The 21533-nt window shown below is 70.1% G+C and carries 10 protein-coding genes; 7 read left to right on the top strand and 3 right to left on the bottom strand.

From position 1 onward, the window contains the following. Positions 1-358 precede the first annotated feature (358 nt). Together ACWDCZ_RS26055 and ACWDCZ_RS26050 are read right to left on the bottom strand one after the other, a co-directional pair. Entirely contained in the window at positions 359-979 is a 621-nt protein-coding gene (locus ACWDCZ_RS26055) for a hypothetical protein (RefSeq protein WP_331768863.1), read from the bottom strand. 2 nt (positions 980-981) lie between these two features. Continuing rightward, positions 982-3738, bottom strand: coding sequence for a DnaB-like helicase C-terminal domain-containing protein (locus tag ACWDCZ_RS26050; protein WP_449817100.1), 2757 nt, complete (start codon positions 3736-3738; stop codon positions 982-984). Between the two features lie 507 nt (positions 3739-4245). Between ACWDCZ_RS26050 and ACWDCZ_RS26045 the strand changes: the two genes are divergently transcribed. The 3 genes from ACWDCZ_RS26045 to ACWDCZ_RS26035 all read left to right on the top strand — a co-directional run bounded on the left by ACWDCZ_RS26045 (position 4246) and on the right by ACWDCZ_RS26035 (position 8667). Then, on the top strand, positions 4246-5004 hold the full coding sequence (locus ACWDCZ_RS26045; RefSeq protein ID WP_449817099.1) for a TnsA-like heteromeric transposase endonuclease subunit: 759 nt from the start codon (positions 4246-4248) through the stop codon (positions 5002-5004). A gap of 143 nt (positions 5005-5147) precedes the next feature. Then, positions 5148-7454, top strand: coding sequence for a hypothetical protein (locus ACWDCZ_RS26040; protein ID WP_449817098.1), 2307 nt, complete (start codon positions 5148-5150; stop codon positions 7452-7454). Between the two features lie 157 nt (positions 7455-7611). Continuing rightward, entirely contained in the window at positions 7612-8667 is a 1056-nt protein-coding gene (locus ACWDCZ_RS26035; RefSeq protein ID WP_449817097.1) for a hypothetical protein, read from the top strand. 32 nt (positions 8668-8699) lie between these two features. Here the strand turns inward: ACWDCZ_RS26035 and ACWDCZ_RS26030 are convergent, their stop codons facing one another. Continuing rightward, a complete protein-coding gene (locus tag ACWDCZ_RS26030) occupies positions 8700-11060 on the bottom strand; it encodes a Helicase associated domain protein (protein ID WP_449817096.1) in 2361 nt (786 codons plus the stop codon). A 236-nt stretch (positions 11061-11296) separates the two neighbouring features. Between ACWDCZ_RS26030 and ACWDCZ_RS26025 the strand changes: the two genes are divergently transcribed. The 4 genes from ACWDCZ_RS26025 to ACWDCZ_RS26010 all read left to right on the top strand — a co-directional run bounded on the left by ACWDCZ_RS26025 (position 11297) and on the right by ACWDCZ_RS26010 (position 20982). Then, positions 11297-12433, top strand: coding sequence for a hypothetical protein (locus ACWDCZ_RS26025; protein WP_449817095.1), 1137 nt, complete (start codon positions 11297-11299; stop codon positions 12431-12433). Positions 12434-12592: 159 nt separating this feature from the next. Then, positions 12593-14272, top strand: a complete 1680-nt coding sequence (locus ACWDCZ_RS26020) for a DUF6119 family protein (RefSeq protein WP_449817094.1) — start codon at positions 12593-12595, stop codon at positions 14270-14272. A gap of 279 nt (positions 14273-14551) precedes the next feature. Beyond that, positions 14552-19801: an AAA family ATPase gene (locus ACWDCZ_RS26015; RefSeq protein ID WP_449817093.1), complete on the top strand. Its 5250-nt coding sequence runs from the start codon at positions 14552-14554 to the stop codon at positions 19799-19801. A 2-nt stretch (positions 19802-19803) separates the two neighbouring features. Then, complete coding sequence (locus ACWDCZ_RS26010; protein ID WP_449817092.1) at positions 19804-20982, top strand: hypothetical protein; 1179 nt, start codon at positions 19804-19806, stop codon at positions 20980-20982. Positions 20983-21533: the final 551 nt, after the last annotated feature.

Genomic DNA, 21533 nt, shown 5'->3' with positions numbered 1-21533 from the left:
GTGGGGGGGGGGTGACCGGGGGGCGCGGCCCCCGCCCGGCCCGAACCCCGGCCGCCTATCTGGGTTAAGTGGCTCCCAAGCTGGGCCGGCAGCTCGTCCCGCCCCGCCCGCTCCACTTGCTCGACCTCGGCGTTCGTGAGCGGGGGAAACGGCTGGTCCGGGAGACAGCCGTGGGGATCGCCTGTGGTTCCGGTGCCCCACGCGAGGTTGTGCAGCCGTTCCAGGAGTGCGTCGTCGTCTGCAGCGGTGCGGCGGAGGGCATCGGTCACGGGGCGGAACTGTAGTGGGGTGGATATCTGGGGCTCCGTAGTGCGGGTGGCCGTTCGGGGATTGCCATCAGTGCTTGAGGTGGTGGTGTTCAGGCGCCGAGGCCGATGTGGGAGACGTAGGTGTAGGCGCCCCAGTCAGAGTCGAGGTCGGCGATGACGTCGTCCCAGATCTCCTCCAGCTTCGCCTCGTCGCCGTCGACCATGGCGTCGACGGCCTCGTCCCAGACGTAGCGGACCTGGATGGTGCGCAGGCGGAGGTTGTCGCGGCGGCGGGGCTGGTCGACGAGGTCCTGGTTGACGGGGTGGATCTCGACTCGGGTGCCGCGGCCGGCGTTGTTGAGGTGCTGCTTGAAGCCGCCGGGGTTGGTGAGGACGTTGTGGGCGCGCAGGTTCCAGTAGGCGGTGTCGATGGCTTCGAGATTGTGGGGGCGGGGGCGCTGGGTGCCGTGGGTCCAGGCGCGGATCGTGCGGGGGGTGGCGGTGATGCCGGCGTCGCTGAGGGCCTGGGTGCCGCCGGTGGTGGTGGTGAGATAGCGCATCCGGGCGAGCAGGCCACGGCGGGTGGTGGGCGGGGATTTGATGCCGCCTTCGATGATCATGCGCTCGAGGGCGTCTTCGAGGGCGCGGCCGAGGGCGATCTTGCCGTGGACGTTGCCGGGGTCCAGATGGGCGCCGTACTTGCCGAAGTTCTTCCATCCGTCGGTCGACATGTTCAGGCGGCCTTTCGGGTGCGCGGGAGGGTGTACTGGTCCTTGAGTTTCAGCTGGGTGGTGAGGCGGCCCTCGGTGAACACGGTGCGCCAGTCGGTGCTGTCGCTGGTGGTGTGGAGTTCGTCGGTGCCGCGCAGGGCGACGATGGTCAGGCCGTGGGTTTGGGCGCGGTGGGCCTTGTACCAGAGGTTCGCGAAGGCCTGGGATCGGATGATGTGCATCCAGTCCGGTCGGCGCAGGTCGCGGTTGTGGGTGGATTCGCCGATGGTGGAGACGAACTTGGCGTAGATCGCCTTCACGTAGGCCTCGGTGACGGTGTCGGCGGTGGTGATGGCGTTCTCGCGGGCGATGGTCAGGACGCGGCGGAACTTCTCCAGCAGGCTTTCGCTGGCGCCGGAGGTCCAGGCTTCGGTGATGTGGGGGGCGTCGGCGAGGCCGAGCTTGTGGCAGCGGATCAGCAGGCGAACGGTGGCGTCGTCAAGAAGCACCGGGCCACTCTCGCGGCGGTTTCCGATCGGGTCGGGCAGGTGGGGGTGCTGCCAGACAGGGCGCTTGGGCAGCAGGTAGATACCGGAGCGCTTCGGGTCGAAACCACCGTCGGGCTGGTGCTGGAGGGCGCCGATCGGCAGGTGGGTCTTCAGCGCGGTGCAGTAGGCGGCGTTGGTGTCCAGAACGTCGACCGTGATGAAGGGCAGCTTGCCCTTGCGCAGGTCGTCGAGCAGGACGACGTTCTCCCACTTGTGGCGGCCCTCCCAGATGTCGTCGGCGCCGTTGCGGGACTTCTTGCGCAGGAAGTCCAGGGTCTCGGGATAGACGGTGTGTTCGTAGGTGGCACCGACGCGGGTCGCGTCGAAGAGTTCCATCCCGTTCGGGATGGCCTTGTTCTCCAGCGCGGCGATCGCGGCCTCGGTGTCGCCGCCGTGCTCCTCCAGGGCCTGGTCGACCGCCGAGCTGATCATGTCGAGGTAGTAGCTGTAGTCCCGGTCCGAGTAGCCGGTGCCGCGGGCGGCGGCCGCCCGGGCGCTGCCGGAACGGGCGGGGCGCAGCGGCTGGTTGCCGGTCTCGAAGGTGGCAGGAACATCCGCAGCGGGGCTCTGCACGGCGGGCGCGTGGGACGAACCGTGGGCGCCCTCGGCTGCCTCGGCGGCCAGGGTTGTGCCAGGAAGCGGCGTAGCGGGCTCCGGGAGGCCTTCGGTGGTCGTGTCGGGTGTCTGGGGCGCCTCCGGTGCCTGGGCGGGTCCGGTGGCGGGCACAGCGGGCGCGGCGGGGTCCGGGTGGGCCTGCTGGGAGGACGCGCCGGGCGCGGCCTCGTGGTCGGGGGTGGGGTCGGTGAGGCGGGCATAGGCTGGGTCGGCGGCCAGGGTGAGGGTGGCGAGGTGGCCGAGGTCGCGTTCGGCAACAGCGAGGCGGACACGGCTGCCGCCGGTGCCGAAGGTGGTGGGGGCGCTGTCGGGGGTGAGGGTGAGGGTGACGTCGGCGGCCAGGGCGTGGATGAGGTCGGGGTTGTCGGTGTCGAGGGCGGCGAGCACCGGGAGGTGGTGGGTACGGGCGAGGTGGGCCAGGGCCTGGCCCGCGTCGGCGAGGGCGGGCGCACCGGACAGCGGCAGGCGGGGGTCGGGGGCGGTCTGGAGGCGGTCAACCACGACGAGGGCCAGTTCGGGGACATCCGCGGCGGTGGTGGTGATCGCCTCCGCGTCCAGGCCGGTACCGTCGTCGATCAGCAGCGGGGCCGCGGCGAGGAGTTCGGCGGTCTGGGCAACGGCCTGGCGCTCGGTGTCGTCGAGGGTCTGGGCGCGCAGGCGGCGGTAGTCGACCGGGGTGTGCGCGGCGATCACGCGGGCGGCGATGTCGGCCCGGGTCAGCCCGGAGGCCGCGTACAGGACGGTGCGGTGCTGGGTGAGTGCGGTGGCGCGGGCGGCGCTGATCGCCAGCAGGCTCGCCCCGGTGCCTGGGGCGCCGGCGACGAGGTAGAACCGGCCGGGCTGCAGACCGCCCAGGGCGGTGTCGAGGGTGGTGATGCCCGTGGGCAGACCCGTTGGCGGGGCGGGTTCCTCGTCCCCGGCCGCGGCAGTGCCGGTGGCGGGGAGCAAGGTGTCCAGAGCTTCCCCGAGCGGGGCGAGCCGGCGCCGTGGGGTCGGCGGCACCGCGGCGGCAGCGGGCTCGGGTGCGGGCGCAGCGGCGGTGGCTGACGGCCCGGCAGTCGGAACGGTCGGAGCGAGCGCGGCAGGCCCGACTGCCGGAGCAAGGGGGTCCTCGACAGAGTCGGTGGGGACGTGAGACGCGACGGCCGGAGTCTGCGCGGCCACAGCCACCGGGTTCGCCAGTGCGGCGGGGGTCTCGGTGGTGGTGCTCGGCGGGGCGGGTGTGGCAGCGGCGGGGACGGCTGGCGGCGGGGACGCGGTGGCCGGGAACAGGGCGGTGGCGCAGGCCAGGACGGCTACCGGCCGCTTGTGGCGCAGCAGCACCTGCGGGGTGCCGGCGGCGGCGTGGGCGACAAGGTCGCCCAGGACGGGGCGGGCCTCGGCGATGCCGAAGGCAGGCGAGTCGGCGGTGGGCAGGCCTGCCGTGGTGGCCAGGTGGGCGGAGACGAGCAGGGCCCGCTCCCCCTCGCCGCGGGTGAGCTCGGTGATGGTGCCCTGCTCGGCGTCCCGGATGAGCTGGGTCAGCAGCTGCCTTGCCTTGTGCACGCCCAGCGACACGGCGGGCGCACCCGGGCCGGGGGCGGCGGGGTCGGGCGGCGGGGCGGATGCGGCGGGCACCAGGGCCTCCAGGGGACGGGAGCACGGCAGCGGGCAGGAACAGCAATCAGTAATGTAATGCAGACTCTAGCATGCGCGATACATAAATCTCGTATGTGGTGAGCTGCAGGGACTGAGCAAGTCGCCTGTCTTGTATGGATTCTGACTGATGGTCAGGTGTGTAATGGACATATGCGGATTGGAGTGCTTCGGCGGCTCACGCTGCCCCTCTAACCCATGCAGCCTGAGGGCGTCAGTCGTGGCGCACGACGTCCGCACCGTACGGGGTGCCCCGGTGGGCGTAGCACCAGGGCACAGACACTGTGCCAGCCGTTGGTTGGCGGGGTGTCGTCGTTGTCGCAGGGGACGTCTGAAGCTCGCTGCTCCGAGGCCGCTGGGAGCGGGATGTCTTGAAAACGGCCAACGTCCGCGGCGGCCGCGACACGAAGATCCGCCGATGTGCTAACAGGTGTTCCGGCCCGCTTCCGCGCGCGGGCCCGACGGCACGTAACGTCCCAGGGAGCGCTCATGGCACGGCAGTTGGAAGTCCTCCACCTGGACGCGAACGGGTTGCGGCGGACGCTGCCCGTGGAGCAGGTGGCCGGGGCTCCCCTGACGGAGCGCGGCGAGGTGTGGCGGCCCTCGCGCCATCCGGCGCAGCGCAGCATCGCGACGTGGTGGTGGTCGGCGACAAACGGGCGGCATGTGGGGTGCCGGTCGCTGGACCGGCTGTCGACGGCGATGCTGCTGGACTTCCATCCGGGTGTGGCCGACTTCGGCGCCTGGTCGGCACAGTTGGTGTGGCGGGAGCGCGGCCGGGAGCGGCGGTTGGTGCCGGACTTCTTCGTGCGGACAGCGGGCGGGGAGACGCTGGTGGTGATGTGTCCTCCGCAGAGCGGGCCCGGTGAGCGGTTCGAGCGACAGTTGGAGGTGCTGCGGGAGGCGTGCGGGGCGGCGGGGTGGCGGTTGGCGGCGCCGAGTCTGCCGTCGGGGGCGGCGCTGGCGAATCTGCGGTGGGTCTCGCGCAGGCGGCATCCGCGGTACGGGAACCGACAGGTGGAGGCCGCTCTGGCGGAGGCTTTCACGCAGTCCCGGCCGCTGATGGAGGGTGTCCAGGAGTGCGGGGTGGCACGGCAGCTGGCGCTGCCGAGGCTGTACCACATGCTGTGGCACCGCCAGCTGAGCATGGACTGGGGCGCGCCGATGGGCGCGGGAACGGTGGTGGGACCGCTGGGCGCGGCGGGGCCGGACGCGGTGCAGGTGCCTGTCGTGGTGGAGGCACGGTGACGGACGACGCGGCGGTGCAGGTTCTGCGGGCGGACGTGGTGCTGCCGCGGCCGCAGGTGCGGTGCGCGCCGCGCGGGGTCCTGGTGCGCGGTGACCGGGTGGTGTGGCGCGGGGCCGCTTACACGGTCGCGGGCTTCGAGGGGGTGGAGGTCCAGCTGGCCGCGAACAGAGAAGGTTCGGCGGTCTCGGTGATGCTTCCCGTGCTCGCGTCCGCCGCCGACTTCGCGGTCCTGGACGGTGCTGGCCGCCGGGTTGTGCGGGCGGAGCTTCCGGATTTCTCGCTGATGGAAGGAATTCCCGAGGGCGCCGCGCTCAAGGCGCGGCAGTGGGAGCTCGCGGTCGTCGAGGTCGACACGGGACTGCTGCCCGGTGCGCTGCCGGGGGCGGTGCCCCGGCCCGCGTTCGACCCCGACTCCACGACGCTGATCGAGCGGTACCAGGCCAAGGCCGCGGAGATGAACGCGGTACTGGGTTGGAGGGTGTCGTGGCAGACGGTGCAGTCCAAGCGGTTGAAGTACCTGAAGAACCCGACCGCCGTGGCGCTGGTCGACGGTCGCAGTGTCAAGGCCAAGAAGCAGCACGGTCTGACCGATCCACGGGTCGTGGAGCAGTTGCTGGTCCTGGTAGGGCGCCAGCAGCGGCGGGTGGATGCGCCCAGTGACGCGCGCAAGCTGTTCGGGCAGTTGCGGCGGGCGGTGCGCAGCGGGTACGGGCCGACGGTGAAGGTCCCGGCGGAGCCGACGCTCTACAAGCTGCTGAAGCGGCTGGGGATTGAGGCGCGGGACCTGTCCGGGCCCGGCGGTGAGCGGGTGTCGAGGCTCGGGCCCGTGCCGCCGTTCTCGGTGACGTCGGCGACGATGCCGGGTGAGCTGGTGCAGATCGACTCGACCGATCTGGACGTGTGGGTGCTCGGCGACGACGGCCAGCCGGCGCGGGTGGAGCTGACGGCCGCGATCTGCGTGGCGACCAGGAGCATCATCGCCGCGGTCGTTCGCCCCAAGCAGGCGCGCAGACTCGGCAAGAAGCAACGAGATGGGAGGGTGGGATTCACGCGGGCCACGGGACGGGCGACGAAGGCGGTCGACGCGTGCGAACTGTTGGCGCAGGCTCTGAAGCCGCTGGCGATGCGGCCCACGTTCGATCCCGCCGCGCACGCCGCCAATTCCGACCTGCCGTTCGAGGAACTGGCGGCCGTCGACGAGCGGTTCGCGCAGGCCGCGGCCCGGCCTGTGATCGTCCCGGACCTGATCGTGATCGACCATGGCACCGTGTTCACGAGCCGGACGTTCTTCGACGCCTGCGCCTATCTGGGCATCTCGGTACGGCCGGCACGGCGGCGCACTCCTCAGGACAAGGCGACCATCGAGCGGACGTTCGGGTCCATCAAGTCGATGTTCAGCCAGCACCTCAACACCTACACCGGCAACGACCCGGTGCGGGTGCGGCGGACCATCGACGGCGAGCGGCTGTGGACCCTCGCCGATCTCGACGACATGCTGCAGCAGTGGATTGTGCTGGAGTGGCAGAACCGCCCCCACCCGGAGCTGGCCGACCCGTACGACGCGTACCTGCCCCATCTGACGCCGAACCAGATGTTCGCGGCATGTGTGGAGGTCGACGGCTACCTGCCGATCCCGATGACCCGGGACGACTACCTCCGGCTGCTGCCGACCGCGTGGGTGGGGGTGAGCGAGCAGGGCATCCGGTTCAAGAACCGCCTCTACGACCACCCGGAACGCGACCCCGAAAAGGGCCTGAACCCGTGCCGCCGAACGCCCTCCGGGCTCAACGGCAAGCGGCGCGGGCGCTGGGAGATGCGGTACACCCCCAACGACCCGTCGAAGGTGTGGCTGCGCGACCACCGCAGGGGCGAGTGGGTGGAGGCGACGTGGGTGCACCAGCACAAGGTCGGAGCGCCGTGGACGCAGTTCCTGTGGGACACCGCCGCGTCCCAGCACGTCGCCCGCGGCGGACGGTTCAAGGACGAGGAGGCGATCGCCGAGGCGCTCACGGATCTCCTCGAACGGGCTTCCCTCGGCCCCGACCGGCCCAGACGGCCCGCCGCCCCGGACAGTTGGGCACCCCCTCCCCCGCAGACCCCCGCCAGAGCGTTCGACCCGTACGCCGGCCGCGGACCCGTCGACCTCACCGACCTACCGGACCTGCCCGGTCTTCCGGTCCCGGCACCCGGGCAGGCCGGTGACGACCTGCTGGCGTTCAGTGACACCGGCCTGTCCCCGGCAGCCGGCTCCGGTGGGGCCGCGATCGATTGGAGCCGCAGCGCGCTCCCTCCCGATGCGTCGCTCGCCGCCTGGGAGCACGGCCCCTCCGCCGCCGGTGCGGCGGTGAACGGGGCCGGCACGGCTGCCGTCGGCGACGACCTCGCCGAGCGCTACCGGCAGATCTTCGCCGCCCTCGACACGCCCCCCGACAACGGGTCCTCGTCATGACAGGGTCGCCGGGGCCATCCAACGTGATACCGCCCCCTGCCCGGTACGGCATGCCACAGGCGCGGCAAGAACCGGGCACAGGGCGACAGGCGCGACCGCAAGGAACCGATCGGACGCCGGACAGAGCCGGCAGTCGGCAGATGGGAGATCTGTGAGGATGGACGGCTCCGAGCGCCTGGACCGGGCGGAGAACCTGTTGCTGCTCGAGGAGCCGGCACCCGGGCAGCTGTCGCTGAGACCGCCCGCTCCGGTGTGGCCGCAGGACTGCCACGCCTGGCGGGCGATCGCCGCCGCCTACTGCTCGGCGCCGGACCTGGCAGACTGCGCGCCCATGGGCACCAAGGTCGCCGACCACGACAAGCGGCTGCTGTACCACGGCATGATGCTCACCGTGACCTCCCCGGCCATCACGAAGGCGCTGCGCGTCGTGGCAGGGCAGATCCGGGCGAACCGCCAGCGCCCCGACGGCAAGGTCGGCATCGTCCTCGACGGCCCGCGCGGGACGGGCAAGAGCACCGTCCTACAGGCCATCGGCGTGTACTGGGAGCGCCGACTGCGCGAACTGTACGGGCCCGACGAGAACCGGCACCCGGTAGTGGCGCTGAGCGTGCCGCCCCCCGTCCGCGGCAACGTCCGCAACTGGGCGGGGACTTTCGCCCACTACTTCGGGCAGGACCGAGAAGGGGGCGACCCGACCGGCTCGGTGATCCGCACGATGCGCAACGCCCGGACCCTGCTGGTCCTCGTCGACAACATCGACCGCCTGCGTACGGCCGCCGAGGCGGAGCATGCCTTCCAGTACTTCGAGACGATCGAGAAGGACACCGGCGCGACGTTCGTGTACTGCGGGCGCGGCACCCGGGGCATCGTCGACCCGCTCACCCGCGACAACGAAACCCCGCTGGAGCCCGACGAGGACCTGTGGAGCGACCACCCGGTGCTGCGTACCGGCCGGATCGGCTACAGCGACGAGGAGATGAAGAAGTTCGCCCGCATCGTCGACCTGTTCGATGCCGACCTGCGGCTGTACCGGCACGAACGCGGCGACCTGCGACCGCTGGCACCCTACCTGCACAAGCGCAGCCGCGGATACATGCGGGCACTGTCCCAACTCATCTGCCAGGCCGCGCAGAAGGCCATCCTGACCGGACAGGAGCGCATCACCCAGGAACTGCTCGACGGGCTTTCGCTGGGTCGCGTCGAGCAACTGTGACTCCTCTGTCCCACGCGCCGTGCCGGCTTTCTCTACTGGGCGGGCCGGCCCGAAGGAGCTGTGCGACGTCCCAGATCGGGATCCCAGACCATGCGCAGCCCCTCCAGGGCGAGACGCTGTTCCGGTGTGAGGCTGCGGAAGGACGTACGGCACTTGTGGATCCACGTGCCCAGGGCGAACGGCTTCGCCGGGGCACGGGTCGGTGCTGCCAGGACCGGCGGCTCGTAGTGGTTGCGCGGTACGTCGAGGTGGCCCTCGCGGAGGGCGAAGGCGACAGCGTGGACCAGCGCGTAATGGAACGTGCCCTGGGCGGGACTGTCGGGGCGCTGCCGGCCCAGGGCCTCGGGCAGTGGCGGGATCCCGATGCCGAGCAGCAGTGCCATCTGGCGCTCGTGCAGGCCGAAGAAGCTCTTCTGCTGCTTCTCGATCCACACCGCCGTGTCACCCTCCTCCGCTGTGATGCGCATGTGCAGGGGTGTCCCGGTCTTCCAGAGGCGGCCGTGTCCGGGCAGCAGGGTTTTCGCTCTGGCGTACCTGCGCTGCCATTCCTGCGGCCACGACGGGTTCCAGTGGGGGTCGATGTCGGCGAGGGCCTTGTGCTGGGCCGGGAGGAGTTTGCCTTCTCGGTCCTTGGTTCTCTGGGTGGCGAGCCAACGGCCCAAGGGGTGTCCGCCCATCTTGCTGCTGGCGGGGACCGCGAGGTGGCCGTGGGCGCGGTGCCAGGCCCTGGCGTGTTCGAGCATGGAGTCGAAGGTCTGGATGCGGGCGGTCCACAGCATCCCGAGCTCGTCCAGCGCCCGCTGCTGGTCGGCCGGGAGGCGGCCGAGTATGTGGCGCAGACGCAGGCTGGCGATGCACTCCCCCAGCGCGAAGCCGTCCGGGTCGGTGTAGTCGGCGGGTACGTCCAAGTGCCCGAAGACGGTGCGGTAGGTACTGGCGGAGGCGTGGGCATGTTCCCAGCTGCCGATGGCGGGCAGGGCGATCTCCAGGCCGAGTGCCCGGGAGAGTTGCGCGGCGCGTTCGGGATGCGCGTAGTGGAGGGGGATTCCGGCGGTCCTGCCGCGGCGTGAGGGGTCGGGCAGGGCGATACGGTCCATGAACGTCTCGTCATGGGCGCGCAGGGCCTGCAGGATCGTGATCAGGTTGGCGAACGCCGATCCTTTCAGCATGTCGTCGGCGCTCAGACCGCTGCCGAGGTAGACGGGGATGACCAGAGTGGTCTTCTTGCCGGCGCCGGGCGGTTGGCGCAGCCCGCGGCCGATGGCCTGAATGGCGTCGATGATGCTGTACCGCGGATCGACGAATGCGACCCCGTCGACGTCGGGCATGTCGACGCCCTCGTTCAGGACCCGGACGTTGGACAGCACGGCGCACTCCCGGTCCGGAGTGGCGAAGTCGTCGAGCAGGTCTCGGCGCCAGTCGCTGGGCTGTTCACCGTGGATAGCCTGTGACCAGAGGTTGTCCACGCGCAGCGCCGCGTCCACTTCGAGGGCCGTGCGGGCCAGTGTGTCGGCGAAGGACTGGGCGGTGGAGACGCGGTTGTGGAAGACGAGGACGCGGCGCAGGCGGTGTTCGGCGATCGCGCGGAGCAGAGCGACCTGGAGGGCGGCGTTGCGCAGTCCGTTGTGGTGGGCGGTGGTGAACGGACGGTGCTCCGCGAGGATGCCGTGCAGGTCGCCGTCGTCGACGAAGGGCATGACGACCTGGTAGTCGGCGAGCAGTCCCCGGCCGATGGCCTCGGCCATGCCAAGGCAGTACACAGTGGGTCCGAAGATATCGGAACGGTCCATGGTGGCCAGCGGGATGCGTTCCATGAACGGGTGGCGGACGGGTGCGGCTTCCGAGCCCCAGATCCTGGGGGTCGCGGTCATGTACAGGCGGGTCTTGGCAGGGATGGCGGCGTCGTCGTGGACGGTGCCCCAGCCGTCACCGAAGGCGGAGCAGGTGCGGTGCGCCTCGTCGGCGATCACCAGGTCCCACTGCGGCAGGCCGTGAAAGCCGTGGGCGTCCTGGATGTGGTGGAGGGAGCCGTAGGTGCAGAACACCGTGACCGGCTGCCTCATACAAGCCGCTCGAGCGATCTGCCCCATGTCGCGGGTCATGGTCGCCTCGCGGGGGTGCAGTCCGCTGTCGTTCTGGCTCAGGGAGCAGACACCGAACATGGCGCCCGGCTGGCCGGCTTGGCGCCAGCGCCTGATCGTCTGTGCCACAAGCGCTTTGGTGGGCATCAGGACCAGCACCGTCCCTTGAGGAGCCAGGCGCCGCGCCGCCCGCTGGGCGATCAGCGTTTTGCCGGTTCCGCACGCGGCCACCACGGTCATACGCGGATGGCCTGCGGCCGCCGCGGCCTCGATCGCGGTGAGCGCTTCGACCTGGTGCTCGCGCGGTTCCACGCGTCCTCCTTCCCCGGGCCGCGGACAGACGGGCCGATCGCGCGGGGAATGTACGGGCGCCGGGCGCGGTCGCGTCCTGGACGCCGATCGCTTTCGGCCAAAGCTGCGCAGGTGCGGGGCAAAGAGGAAGAACCGGCTGGCCTGCCGCCGCGCGTCCCGTAGACACAGCTGTGGAGGCGAAGTTCTGCCGAGGCAGTTGATGGGGTGTCGAGGCGCTGAGCGGATTGCGGGGATCGATGGCGGGGACGGACACGGCCCGGGCCGGGCGGAGGTCGCGGGCGAAGGCGTTGCGGCCGGCGCGGCGCCTGGCGCTGTCGGTGCGGTTCATCGGCGGGGAGTCGACCGGGTCGTTCGCGCGGCGTCTGGCGGACGCCAACGGTATCCCGGAGGAGGAGTTCTGGCCGATGCTCGGGGCGTGTGCCCGCAAGAACGGCTCGCTTTCCGATCCCCGGTACAGCGACGGGTACCTCAACGCCGCGGCCTTGGAGCGGCTGGCGGTCATGGCGGGCCGTCGGGTGGGCGAATTGCAGTTCGCACTGCCGAACCTGCGCCCCCAGCGGCTTCTGGCAGCCGGGAACGGCCCAGCGTGGGACTGGCCGTGGGACGCCTCGGGCTGCTTCCTGGTGCGCGTGTGCGAAATGTGCGCCCGCATCAAGGGCACGTCCCTGGATGCCTACCTCGCCGCGGAAGCGACGTGGCAGGTGTGTGCGCGCCATGGCCGCTGGCTCGACAACCGCCGCGAACCCGGCACCGGCGCCATCTTTCTGGCCGCGCTCCCTGAGGTCGTCGAGGCCCACCGGCAGCGGCTGCTGATGGAGCGTCGGCTGGGAGCGGGTGGGCGTGCCGCGTTCGCCGACGCCTACGCCCTGCTCTCCTGCTGGTGGAACCTGCCTGCTCTCCACCCCTGCGCGTGGCAGGACCGTTTGCGGGCCCTGGGCCGGGACGGCCGCGACCATCTGCGGGTGGCGCCGATGCTGTTCTACCCAGAGGCCGTACCTCTCGCCCGCGCGCTCGCCGCCCGGGAACGCCTGCGCCTGCGCGGCACCCTCACCGACGGGCACGAGCACGCCTGGCTGGCCCGCACCATTGAACTCGTCGACACCTGGGGAGTCCCGCCCGAGCCCGCCCTGCACACCCTGGCACTCTGGGCCTCCCGCCATCCCCGCACGCCCAAGCACACGCAGGCCCCCTCCCCTGCCTCGCGCCCTACCCGGGGCCGCAACCGCCCACTGCCCGCACCCGGCACCCCCACCGGCCACGACCTCGACTCCACCCTCGGCGAACGCTCCTGCCTTCCCTGGCAGTTGGGCGAACTCATCACCACCATCCCGACCCCGGCCGAAGGCGGCTGGACCCTCAACGGCCGCGCCTGACTTCCTCTCCGAACCAATGCCTTTAGCGCCACAGCTTTGCCACTGAAACCACTTGTCGGTGGCCAGCCAGAATTTGGGCATGCGTCATTACGCAGAAACGGTTGAAAGGCATCTCATGCGACCTTATCCTGATGCCTCTCGCCGCTCCCTGGGGACTACATGGCATCGAACAAATCCAAGCTGAGGTTCAACTGCTTCCTTCTGCGCGACGGGCTCGAGTCGCACGAACACGCCTTTCGGGTCCAGTACCGCCCGGGAAATAGCCAGGGCATGCGGCGCCTCGCATCCGGCGAAGGCATCCCGGAGGGCTGCGTAGCCTACCTCAGGGAGAACTCCGAGAAAGTCCCCGCTTGGGCCCGGCTTCTGACTCCCACGTTCCCCGAGCTTGAGGCCATCAAGAACGTGTCCCACCGGCTCGTCATCTTCCTCCCCGTCCATGGCCGCACCTTCGCCGTCTGCTTCGGCTACGGCAGCTCCACACTGGAGTGGTCACACATCGAGGCCAATTTCGGGCTCCGCTTCGCCGCCCGAACGTTCGACAGCAGCGCTGTGAGCGGCATCGCAAGCCGACGCATCGACGCCTCAGCTCGGTCCCAATGGGTCCAGATCCCGTCCAACTCCTCCATCAGCGGCTTCGAAGTTGAGCTGGAAGGGGAGTTCACGCGGAAACTGGTGGGAGACCTCGAAGACGGCGTCGAGCTCCCTGAACTCGGGGCCGTTGTAGCAACCGATTCCGTGTCGTTCAAACTCGATACCAACCTTCACTCCGTACGCGATGTTCTTGCTCAGATGCTTCGGACCACGTTGGAGGGCGAGGCATCACAGGACCTCGCATTCATCGACTCACTGGAGCCTCTTCGCGCCACCAGCGACATCGTGAAGCGCCTCGAACAGCGCCTGGCCCAGGAGCTGTTCAAAACAGCCGATGCACCCCCGGTTAGGGACGCGGATCCGTGGAACGTGCACCTCCTCGCCTTCGCCCCTCCGGACGACCTGTCCATCGAGAACCTGCACGACTTCGTCGTCTCCAAGAACGACGAGTCGCGTGAGTTCGACGAGATGTCGTTGGATGCCTTGCGCTCGGCTCTCTCCGACCTTCCCGGCAGGAACACGGTCGGCAGCCTGAAGAGTGTGAGGGTCATGGCGCGGGATGCCAACGGGGATCCCGCCAGCATGTCCAAGCCGATCAAGCACTGGCTCGTTTTCGAGGCAGGAGACGGGGACCGGCGGTATCTGCTCACCCTGGGGAAGTGGTACGCCCTTGCTGAGGGGTACTACGAGAAGTTGGACCAGGACTTGGCTCAGATCGAGGACGTCACTGCAGTGCTGGGCCTTCGGACCTGGGACGACTGGGGACCGAAGCTGAACTGGGAGAAGCACTACAACGAGAACGCGACTGAGGATCGCTCGGATCTGATCTGCCTGGACCGGTATCCGCTGTTCGCGGAGGACGGTGACCAGATCGAGGCGTGCGACCTCCTCCACAAAGACGGGTACCTGATCCACGTCAAGCAGTACACGGGGAGCCAGACGCTCAGCCACCTGTTCTCCCAGGGGTTCGTTTCCGCTCAGACCCTCGTCTCGGACGCCGCCTACAGGGATGCCTTCATCGAGGCGGTGAAGGAGATCAACGCGGGTCTGGAGGAGGCGGCGAGCGCCAAGCCGCCCCGCTTCGTCACCTACGCGATCGCGTTCGACGGGAAGCAGCGCCTCCCGCAGGACCTGCCGACGTTCAGCAAGGTCAACCTCCGCAGTTTCAGCAAGCGCGTCAGAATGGTCGGCTCCGTACCGACCCTCGCCCGAATCCAGATGACCTTCAAACCCAAGAAGGACAAGTAGCCTCCCTGTGGTCTTGCGCGACCCCCGCGCGGGCGAATGTGCCACGTGAGGGGGTCGACGGCCGGTAATACCTTTGCAGGCAGGGCCCGCCAGGAACGAGTCCGGGTGCCCTCGCCCGGATCACCGCGGGCCACCGCTGGGTCCGTTGCCTCCGACTAATCGGTGGGGATGTCGGAGGTGTGCTCTACGGTGCCGCCATACATATCCGCTCACCAGGGTGACCACGGCGCATACCCTGGGGCGGGTTCCGTGCGGGCAGGACATGCTGGAGGTGACGCAGTGGGGCTTCGCCCGACACACCTCGGCTACGCCTACCAGGACCTGCTGACCGGGCTTCGCCTCGTTGACCTTGCGGTGGGACACGCAAGGTCGGTCGTCGTCGACACCAAGGCGTTCGCCGGGGACCGGTTCGACGACATCACGTGCGAGTGGAGCGACGGCAGTCGCGAGCGGCTGCAGATCAAGCACACCAGCCACGATCGCGCATTGTCGGCCGACAGTTTCACGAAGGACACCCGGAGTCTTCGTCTGGATCTCCTGTTCGCCTCCATCGGCCGCGACCTCAATGCGTCATCCGGCACGTCGCACCGTCTCGTGGTGCGCGACACGGATCCGGACGACGCCGATCTGACCAACGTGTTGCGGCCGGTCGGTGCGGGCAACGACCCGGGGCCAGCCCTCCACGGTCTGAGCAGCAGGCGGTTCCGCTTCGATGCCGCGGCCCTGCGGTCTCATGAGCCGTGGAGAACGATGCTTGCGGGCATCGGTGACGATCTGCTCCGCCGTGCCTGTGCGTCCTTGGTCGTCGACACCGGTGTTCCGGTGTTCTCCCTCAACATCCACGATCCCGGGCCGGCCGAGGCTGCCCTGCTGCACCGGGTCACCACGGAGCTCGGTGCCGGACGTCCTCCGAACCGACACCGTTCGCCCGAGGAGGTCGCACTCGCCCTCATCGAGGCGGCCAAAGCGGCACGCAGCCGCAGCGGGACCGTGACGACGGAGGACCTGCTTCCCCGTCTGGCGTTGGAGGTCGACTTCGGGGCTGTCCGTGAGGGGCACCCCGTGGACCGTGCTGCCGAGGTGCGGCGCCCCGCCGTGCTCGCGAGCGTGAAGAGGGCTCTGGAGGACACGGCGCGGCAGGGCGGCGTCGTGGTGGTCACGGGGGCGCCCGGAATCGGCAAGTCGTGGCTGTGCGAGCAGCTGGCCGATGACCTGCAGGACACGTGGCTTGCTGCACGCCATCACTGCTGGCTGGGCGCTTCGGACATGGATCGTGAGCAGCGGGTGCTCACCGAGGTCGTGATCGGCAGTCTGCTCCGGCAGCTCGAAGAGGCTGTCCCGAAAGCGGTGGCCGAGGTGAGGCCGCGCTTTGCGGCGACTCCCGAGTCGCTCGTGGACGCTGTCACTGCGGCGCGGCGTTTGGCCCCGGATGTGCCGATCGCGTTGATCGTGGACGGCATCGACCACGTCAGCCGGGTGCTTGGGCACAGTACCGGCGGCGTCTTCCGGGAGCAGTCCGACCCGGCCGCGGGCCTGGTCGAGGAGCTCAGTGCTCTGAGGATGCCGCCCGGTGCCGTCCTCGTGCTCGCAAGTCAGCCGGGTCCCCACCTCGAGTCGGTGGACAGTGGCGCCGACCACTTCACCGTTCCTCCGCTCAAGGGTTCCGAGCTGCGTGATCTAGCGGATCGTCTGGGTCTGCTGGCGGTCCTGACGTCGTCGGATGTCGGCCTTGAGCCTGCCGACAACCAGGAGGAAGCCGCCGTCACGTTGATCGAGGAGCGCTCGCGGGGCAACGCCCTCTACGCCACGTATCTGTGCCGTCAGGCTCTCGGGCCGGTACCTGGACTGGGGTCACCGCAGGCGCGAGCCGTGGCCGGCAGCCCACTCGATCGGCTGCGCGAGGTCCCTCCGTCGGCACACGACCTCGACGACTACTACGACTACCTGCTGAAGGGACTGACCGACCAGCAGCGCGCTGCCATCAGCATGCTCGCGGTCTGCGACTTCGCCGTGAGCGCCGAGGAGCTCGGAGAGATCTTCCCGCTGCCCGGGATGATGCTCGGTGCCGCGCTGAGCATCGCGGCACCGATTGTCGCGCAGCAGCCGGGCATTGGCGGGCTGAGGATCCATCATGAGAGTTTCAGTCGCTTCGTCCGCCGGAGCGACGGCGACCATCGTTGGGTCGATCAGGTCCGGGCCCAGGCTGCCGAGTGGCTGTTGCGACGCGGGTTCTTCACGGATCCGCGGGCGTTCAGGCATCTGCCCGAGCTCTTGTCCGCTCTGGGCCGAGACGACGACCTCGCCGTGCTGGTCGGTCCCGATTTCCTGTCCCGGGCGATTGCGGGCCTGCAGCCCCCGCATGCCATCGTCCACACTCTCACCGTGGCGGCGCGATGGGCGGCGGCCCGTAAGGACTGGCCCATGCTGGTGCGTTGTGTGGAGCTCAGCCGGGCGCAGGCGACCTACCAGGACGAGGGTCTCCCGGGCTCGCTGGTGCCGTACGCTGACGTGCTGGTGGCGTTGTCGGGGGCCGACCGGCTCGCGGCGAGCCTGATGTACGAGGGCGTGCCCACGATGTCCGCGCGGTGGGGGCTGCAGTTGTGCGCGGCTGTGGACAGGGCCGGCTGTGCCGCCCCGTGGGAGGCCTACCTGGCAGCGTGGGACGAGGTACGTGACCGCGAGCGCACACACTACGGCTCCGAGAGCGACGAGTCGGTGTTCCTCGCCGAGTTGCGCGGGCGGATCCGGATTCCTGGCCGGGACACCGGCGAGCCCGGATCCGGACAAGGGTCACTCGCTCTCGGGCAGCGTGTCGCCCGATTCCTCGACCAGGAGAACCTGGGCTCCCCCAAGCGTGCTGTCGGTGTGCTGCTGGAGTGCCTTGGCCCCGAATCCTTGATGGAGAGTGCGCAGCTCATCGAGCGTCACGACCGGCGTACTGCTCTGCTGCTCCATCTTGCGGAGACCTGCGGCAACGGGGGCAGCGGTCTGCCCTCTGCCCGGATGCTGGCCAGTGCGGCCTGGGCTAGCGGGCCGTGCGATCCGCGGCGGCTGCTCCACCTCGGCGTCGCAGCCGAGGACATTGCCGGGGACCTGTTCTCCGAGGGCATCGCCGAGACACTCGCACGGGCGACGCAGGAGGTGCTGGTCGATCGGACCGGCGGGCTGTCCGGACCGGTGGGCAGGTGGCTGTCGTTGCTCGCCGTGGCGCACACAGTCGACCGGCATACTCCCTCCCGGCTGCTTCCCCTGTTCGACGGCGTCGGTTTCTACCGCGCCTGGCTGCGGTTCACTGTTGCCACCGTCGGCCTGCGCCGGGACGTCGATGCGGGGACGATATCTGCCGAGGGCGCGTCCACCGCAGCCCGGGTGTCGCTTGAGGAACTGGCCGGGCACGCGAACCCGTTCACAGGACAGCCGAGGGCCTGCGACCTCATGGACATCCACCACCTCGTGCGGCAGGTACTGCACGAGGCCGTCACCCTGCTGCTCGACGACGACCTGGCGCTGGGTATCGCTGCCCTGCAAGCCATCAGTCGCGGAACCACCACGTCGCTCATGGGCATGGCCGGATCCGGCCCGCTGATCACCACGGAACTGGTATCCCTGCTAGCCGAGAGCGCGGGCCAGGCCGGAGCCGGCGTCGTGCGCGAGCTCATGGAGACGCTGCGCACGGCCCAGGCCGGGCGCAGCACACTGTACGCCGAGGACGCCGACTTCGAGCTCGAGATGGCCCGGGTCAGTCTCGCCTGCGGCGATCCGCAGGAAGCGCAGCGCTGCTGGGAGCGTGCCGCCCGGTACATGGGCGCGTACGGGGGCCACAAGGACGTCACCGTCGACGAACTGCTGGGTCCGCTGCCCGAGCTCATGCAGGCCGATCCTGTCCAGGCACGTGTACGGCTGGCCCGAACGCAACCCCTCGTGCATCTTGTCGTGGACCACACCAACGGACGGGGCACCTCGGGGACTGTGCACGAGTGGTGGCGCTTTCTGGCGCGCCTGGACCCGGGGGCCGCCGCGCAGCTGGGTACCGACTTGCTCCTGACCGAGCCCGGCCTGCCCGATGCCCGGGTGGACGCAGCCCACCAGCGGCTGCTGTCCACGCAGGCCGACGCCGCCGACCCTGTCGTCCTGGCGGTGCTGCGAATCGCTGCAGGGCCCGACGGCCGCTCCCAGAAGGCCGACACCGCGCTGCTCGGCCGGCTCGCCGACCTGCCGGGCAGCGACGCGGCGCAGGTGCGGCGTCTCCTGCCGGTGCTGGCCAATGCGATCACATCGACCTACGACGACCAGGTCATGATCTCCACGTCGGACAGCGCCGGGGACGCACACACCGTTGCGCTGCGTGCGGCGGCACAACGGTGCGGCGGCGAGGGCGGCCCGCTCTGGACACCCCGGGCCGCTCCCCTGAGAACCTCCCGTGACTGGCGGGGCCCCAAAGAGCGCACCACCACGGGCGCCTTCCTGCATGCCCAGCAGCGGCCTGCGCTGCCGGAAGGAGCTGCCGGCATGCTGGCCGCGGTCCGTGACCGCAACAGCAAGGCATATGACGATCCGCCCGGTCCACGGTGGTCCAGGGACGCTCTGGCCAATGCAGTGGGTTGGAGACTGCTGGAGGCCGTCGACTGCCACGGAGCTTCCGCGGCCGCCCAGTTGCTGCACCGGATCGCCGACGAGATGAGCGTGACCGGGCCCGTCGAGCTGCTAGCAGACCTCGCCACCGGGCTCCACGCGCGCCGAGATATCGCCCCCGAGGTGTTCGGTCCGCTCGCCGCGACGGCGGGCATGCTCGCTTTCACCAAGATGCGGGGCGGCGGCGGGTGGAGGTCCTTCGCCGGCAGTGACCGGCTGGACCTGTGGCAGCAGGCCCACTTTGACGACGCCGTCGGCGCGGCCCAGGATCTCGCGGACCGGGTGGCCGACGCTGTCGCCGGCGCCTCCTACAGTCGCACCATCGGTGTCAGCCAGGCCCTTGTCTCAGCATTCGCCGTCCAGCCTCCCACTTCACCCCCAGCGGCCGACGCGTTCGCGTGCTGGGACGCGGCGTACGAGGTCATCGCACACCGCTTGCCCGGCGACGTCCGTCTCGGGGAGGGCGTCTACGCCCCGGCCGCAGAGCTGGACACGCAGGACGACGTCGACGCGGCGCTGTGCCGGCTTGCCCTGGCAACCGTCGCCTTCCCCGAGCGCGCCGTCAAGCGCCGCGCCCTGGTCGCCGCGGCGGTCCTCCTCGCGGCCCGGCCCGTGCACGCGCAAGCAGCGCTGGCACACGTCCTCTCCCCCGGCATCGGAGCCGGCCCCCTGACCTGGCTCCTGGCCGTCCTGCGCAGCCACATGCCGGACGGGCCACTGGAGAGTGCCCTTTGCGAGCGGCTCGTGGACCTGTGCGGCAGCAGCATGCTGTCCGTGCGGGCGGAAGCCGCCGCAATCCTCGCCCGGGCCGGGCACCAACCGCCCGCCCCTCCGGCGACCTCGGCGCATCCGACACTCGCCCGCATCCTGTCCGCAAGCTTGAACACCGAGGACTGACCATGGACGACCCTCGGCCGTACGCGACCCACCTGGTCGACTACTACCTGGGTGTGCGCCTCGACGCAGCCGGGTCCCCGGCCGTCCTTCGTGAGGCCGTCATCGACCTCGTCACCGGCGCCTTCGCCGAGGATGTCGAGCCTTTGATGACTGCCCAGCTGGACCTGCTGGCCGAGCGTCGCTCCCAGATGCCCGACGCCTACCTCGCCGACCAGGCCGCCGTAGAAGACGCTCTGCAGCGGGCCGCGGCGGGCCTGCGCGCCGCGCTCGCCCAGGCGGGGCATCTCGGCAATGCCCAAGCCTTCGAGCGCGGTGCGGCCGCACGACTGCGCGACGACCCCCAGACAGCCCTACGGGCCGAACTCGCCCGCGTTCCCCGGCCCCTGACTCGCCCTGAAGCACTGCAGTGGACACTCGATCCCGCACCCTGGTTCGACGACGGCCAGCAAGACCCACAGCCCTGGCCCCCTCCTGGTCTCGCCTCGGTCGACGGCTTGCGGTCGCTGCCGCACAGCGCCTCGGCCTTCCCCCGGGTCACCGACGGCCCTCGCACGGGCTGGGTGCAGATCGGCCTCGCTGAACGGCAGCGCACTCCTGCTCGCCGCCGCCCGGACCAGCCCGCCCGCCAAATGCGCCTCGTCGTCGGGCTGGAAGCTTCGGTCGACGGTCCGCCGCCCGACACACTGCCCTTCGCCCAACTGCCCTGGCATCTGTGGACGACCCCGTGGCGCCGACTGGCACTCGGCCTGGCAAGCCCGGAAGCGGCAGCCAAACACCTCAAGGCCCGCGACCGGCCCCTGGTCGGACTCACCGACGCCGGCAGCACCGCGATGCTCACCTCGCCCCGCCCCCGGCGCGGCCCAGGGTTGCCCCCGTATGTCCTCGCGCCTGTTGCGCCGGTCATCGCGGCACTCGATCTCGCGCCCACGGACGGCGTATGCGGGTTCAGCCTGAGCGATGCGACCGGCGAGGCGCTCATCTGCCGCCAGTGGCGGGGACACCTCGTCCACGACGGAAACTACGAGCCACTGCTGCCCGCGGTCACAGGGGCGGACCTCATCATCCGTCCCGACCTCTTCAGGCGCCTGTGCGACATCGTCGGCCCCGCCCGCTGCCGAGCTGGCCTCAACGTCCACCACATGTCAGCACCCCACGACGATGGTCTCCCCGACGAGGATTGAGCACAGTCCGGAGTCCCTCCCGTCATCGGTCGCCGAGGCTCTTGGGCAACTGGTACAACTCGCCCGCCGACGCGACAGCCCGTGTTCACCACGTCGCCCACGCCCAGGGCCCGAACCGGCGGAGCCACCAGGTCAGCAGGGCGGGTTCGCGACCTGGCCATCGCTGGCGGCCGTTAGCCAGCAGCGCTGCCTCTCAACGCACTTGGCGGCCGCCAACACGAGCGGGGAGCCTTCTTGACGTCCGAACTGGTGACGACCGTGCTGCCGCTGGTGGGCGTGGCGTTGGGTGCCGCAGGCTCCTCGCCGCCCAGTACCCCGCCACGCGGGAGACCAAGCAGCAGGCGTCCAGAGCCGCGCTGGCAGCGGTCACGGCTGAACGCAAAGAAGCGATCCTGGCGTTCCTGGGCCTCGCAGCAAGTGGAGCGCAGAACTTTCGAAGGGTGTGCGGTCGAGGTGTGTGGGGAGAGCGGTGTCGGAGCTGATGGGGCGTTACAACTACGATCGGCTCATGGAGAAGCCGTTCCAGCTGTACAACGCCCTGCTGGCGCGAG

It is taken from the genome of Kitasatospora sp. NPDC001225 (assembly GCF_053597855.1).
The sequence above is the reverse complement of the archived record's forward strand: the minus strand, read 5'-3'. Positions and strand labels throughout refer to the sequence as shown.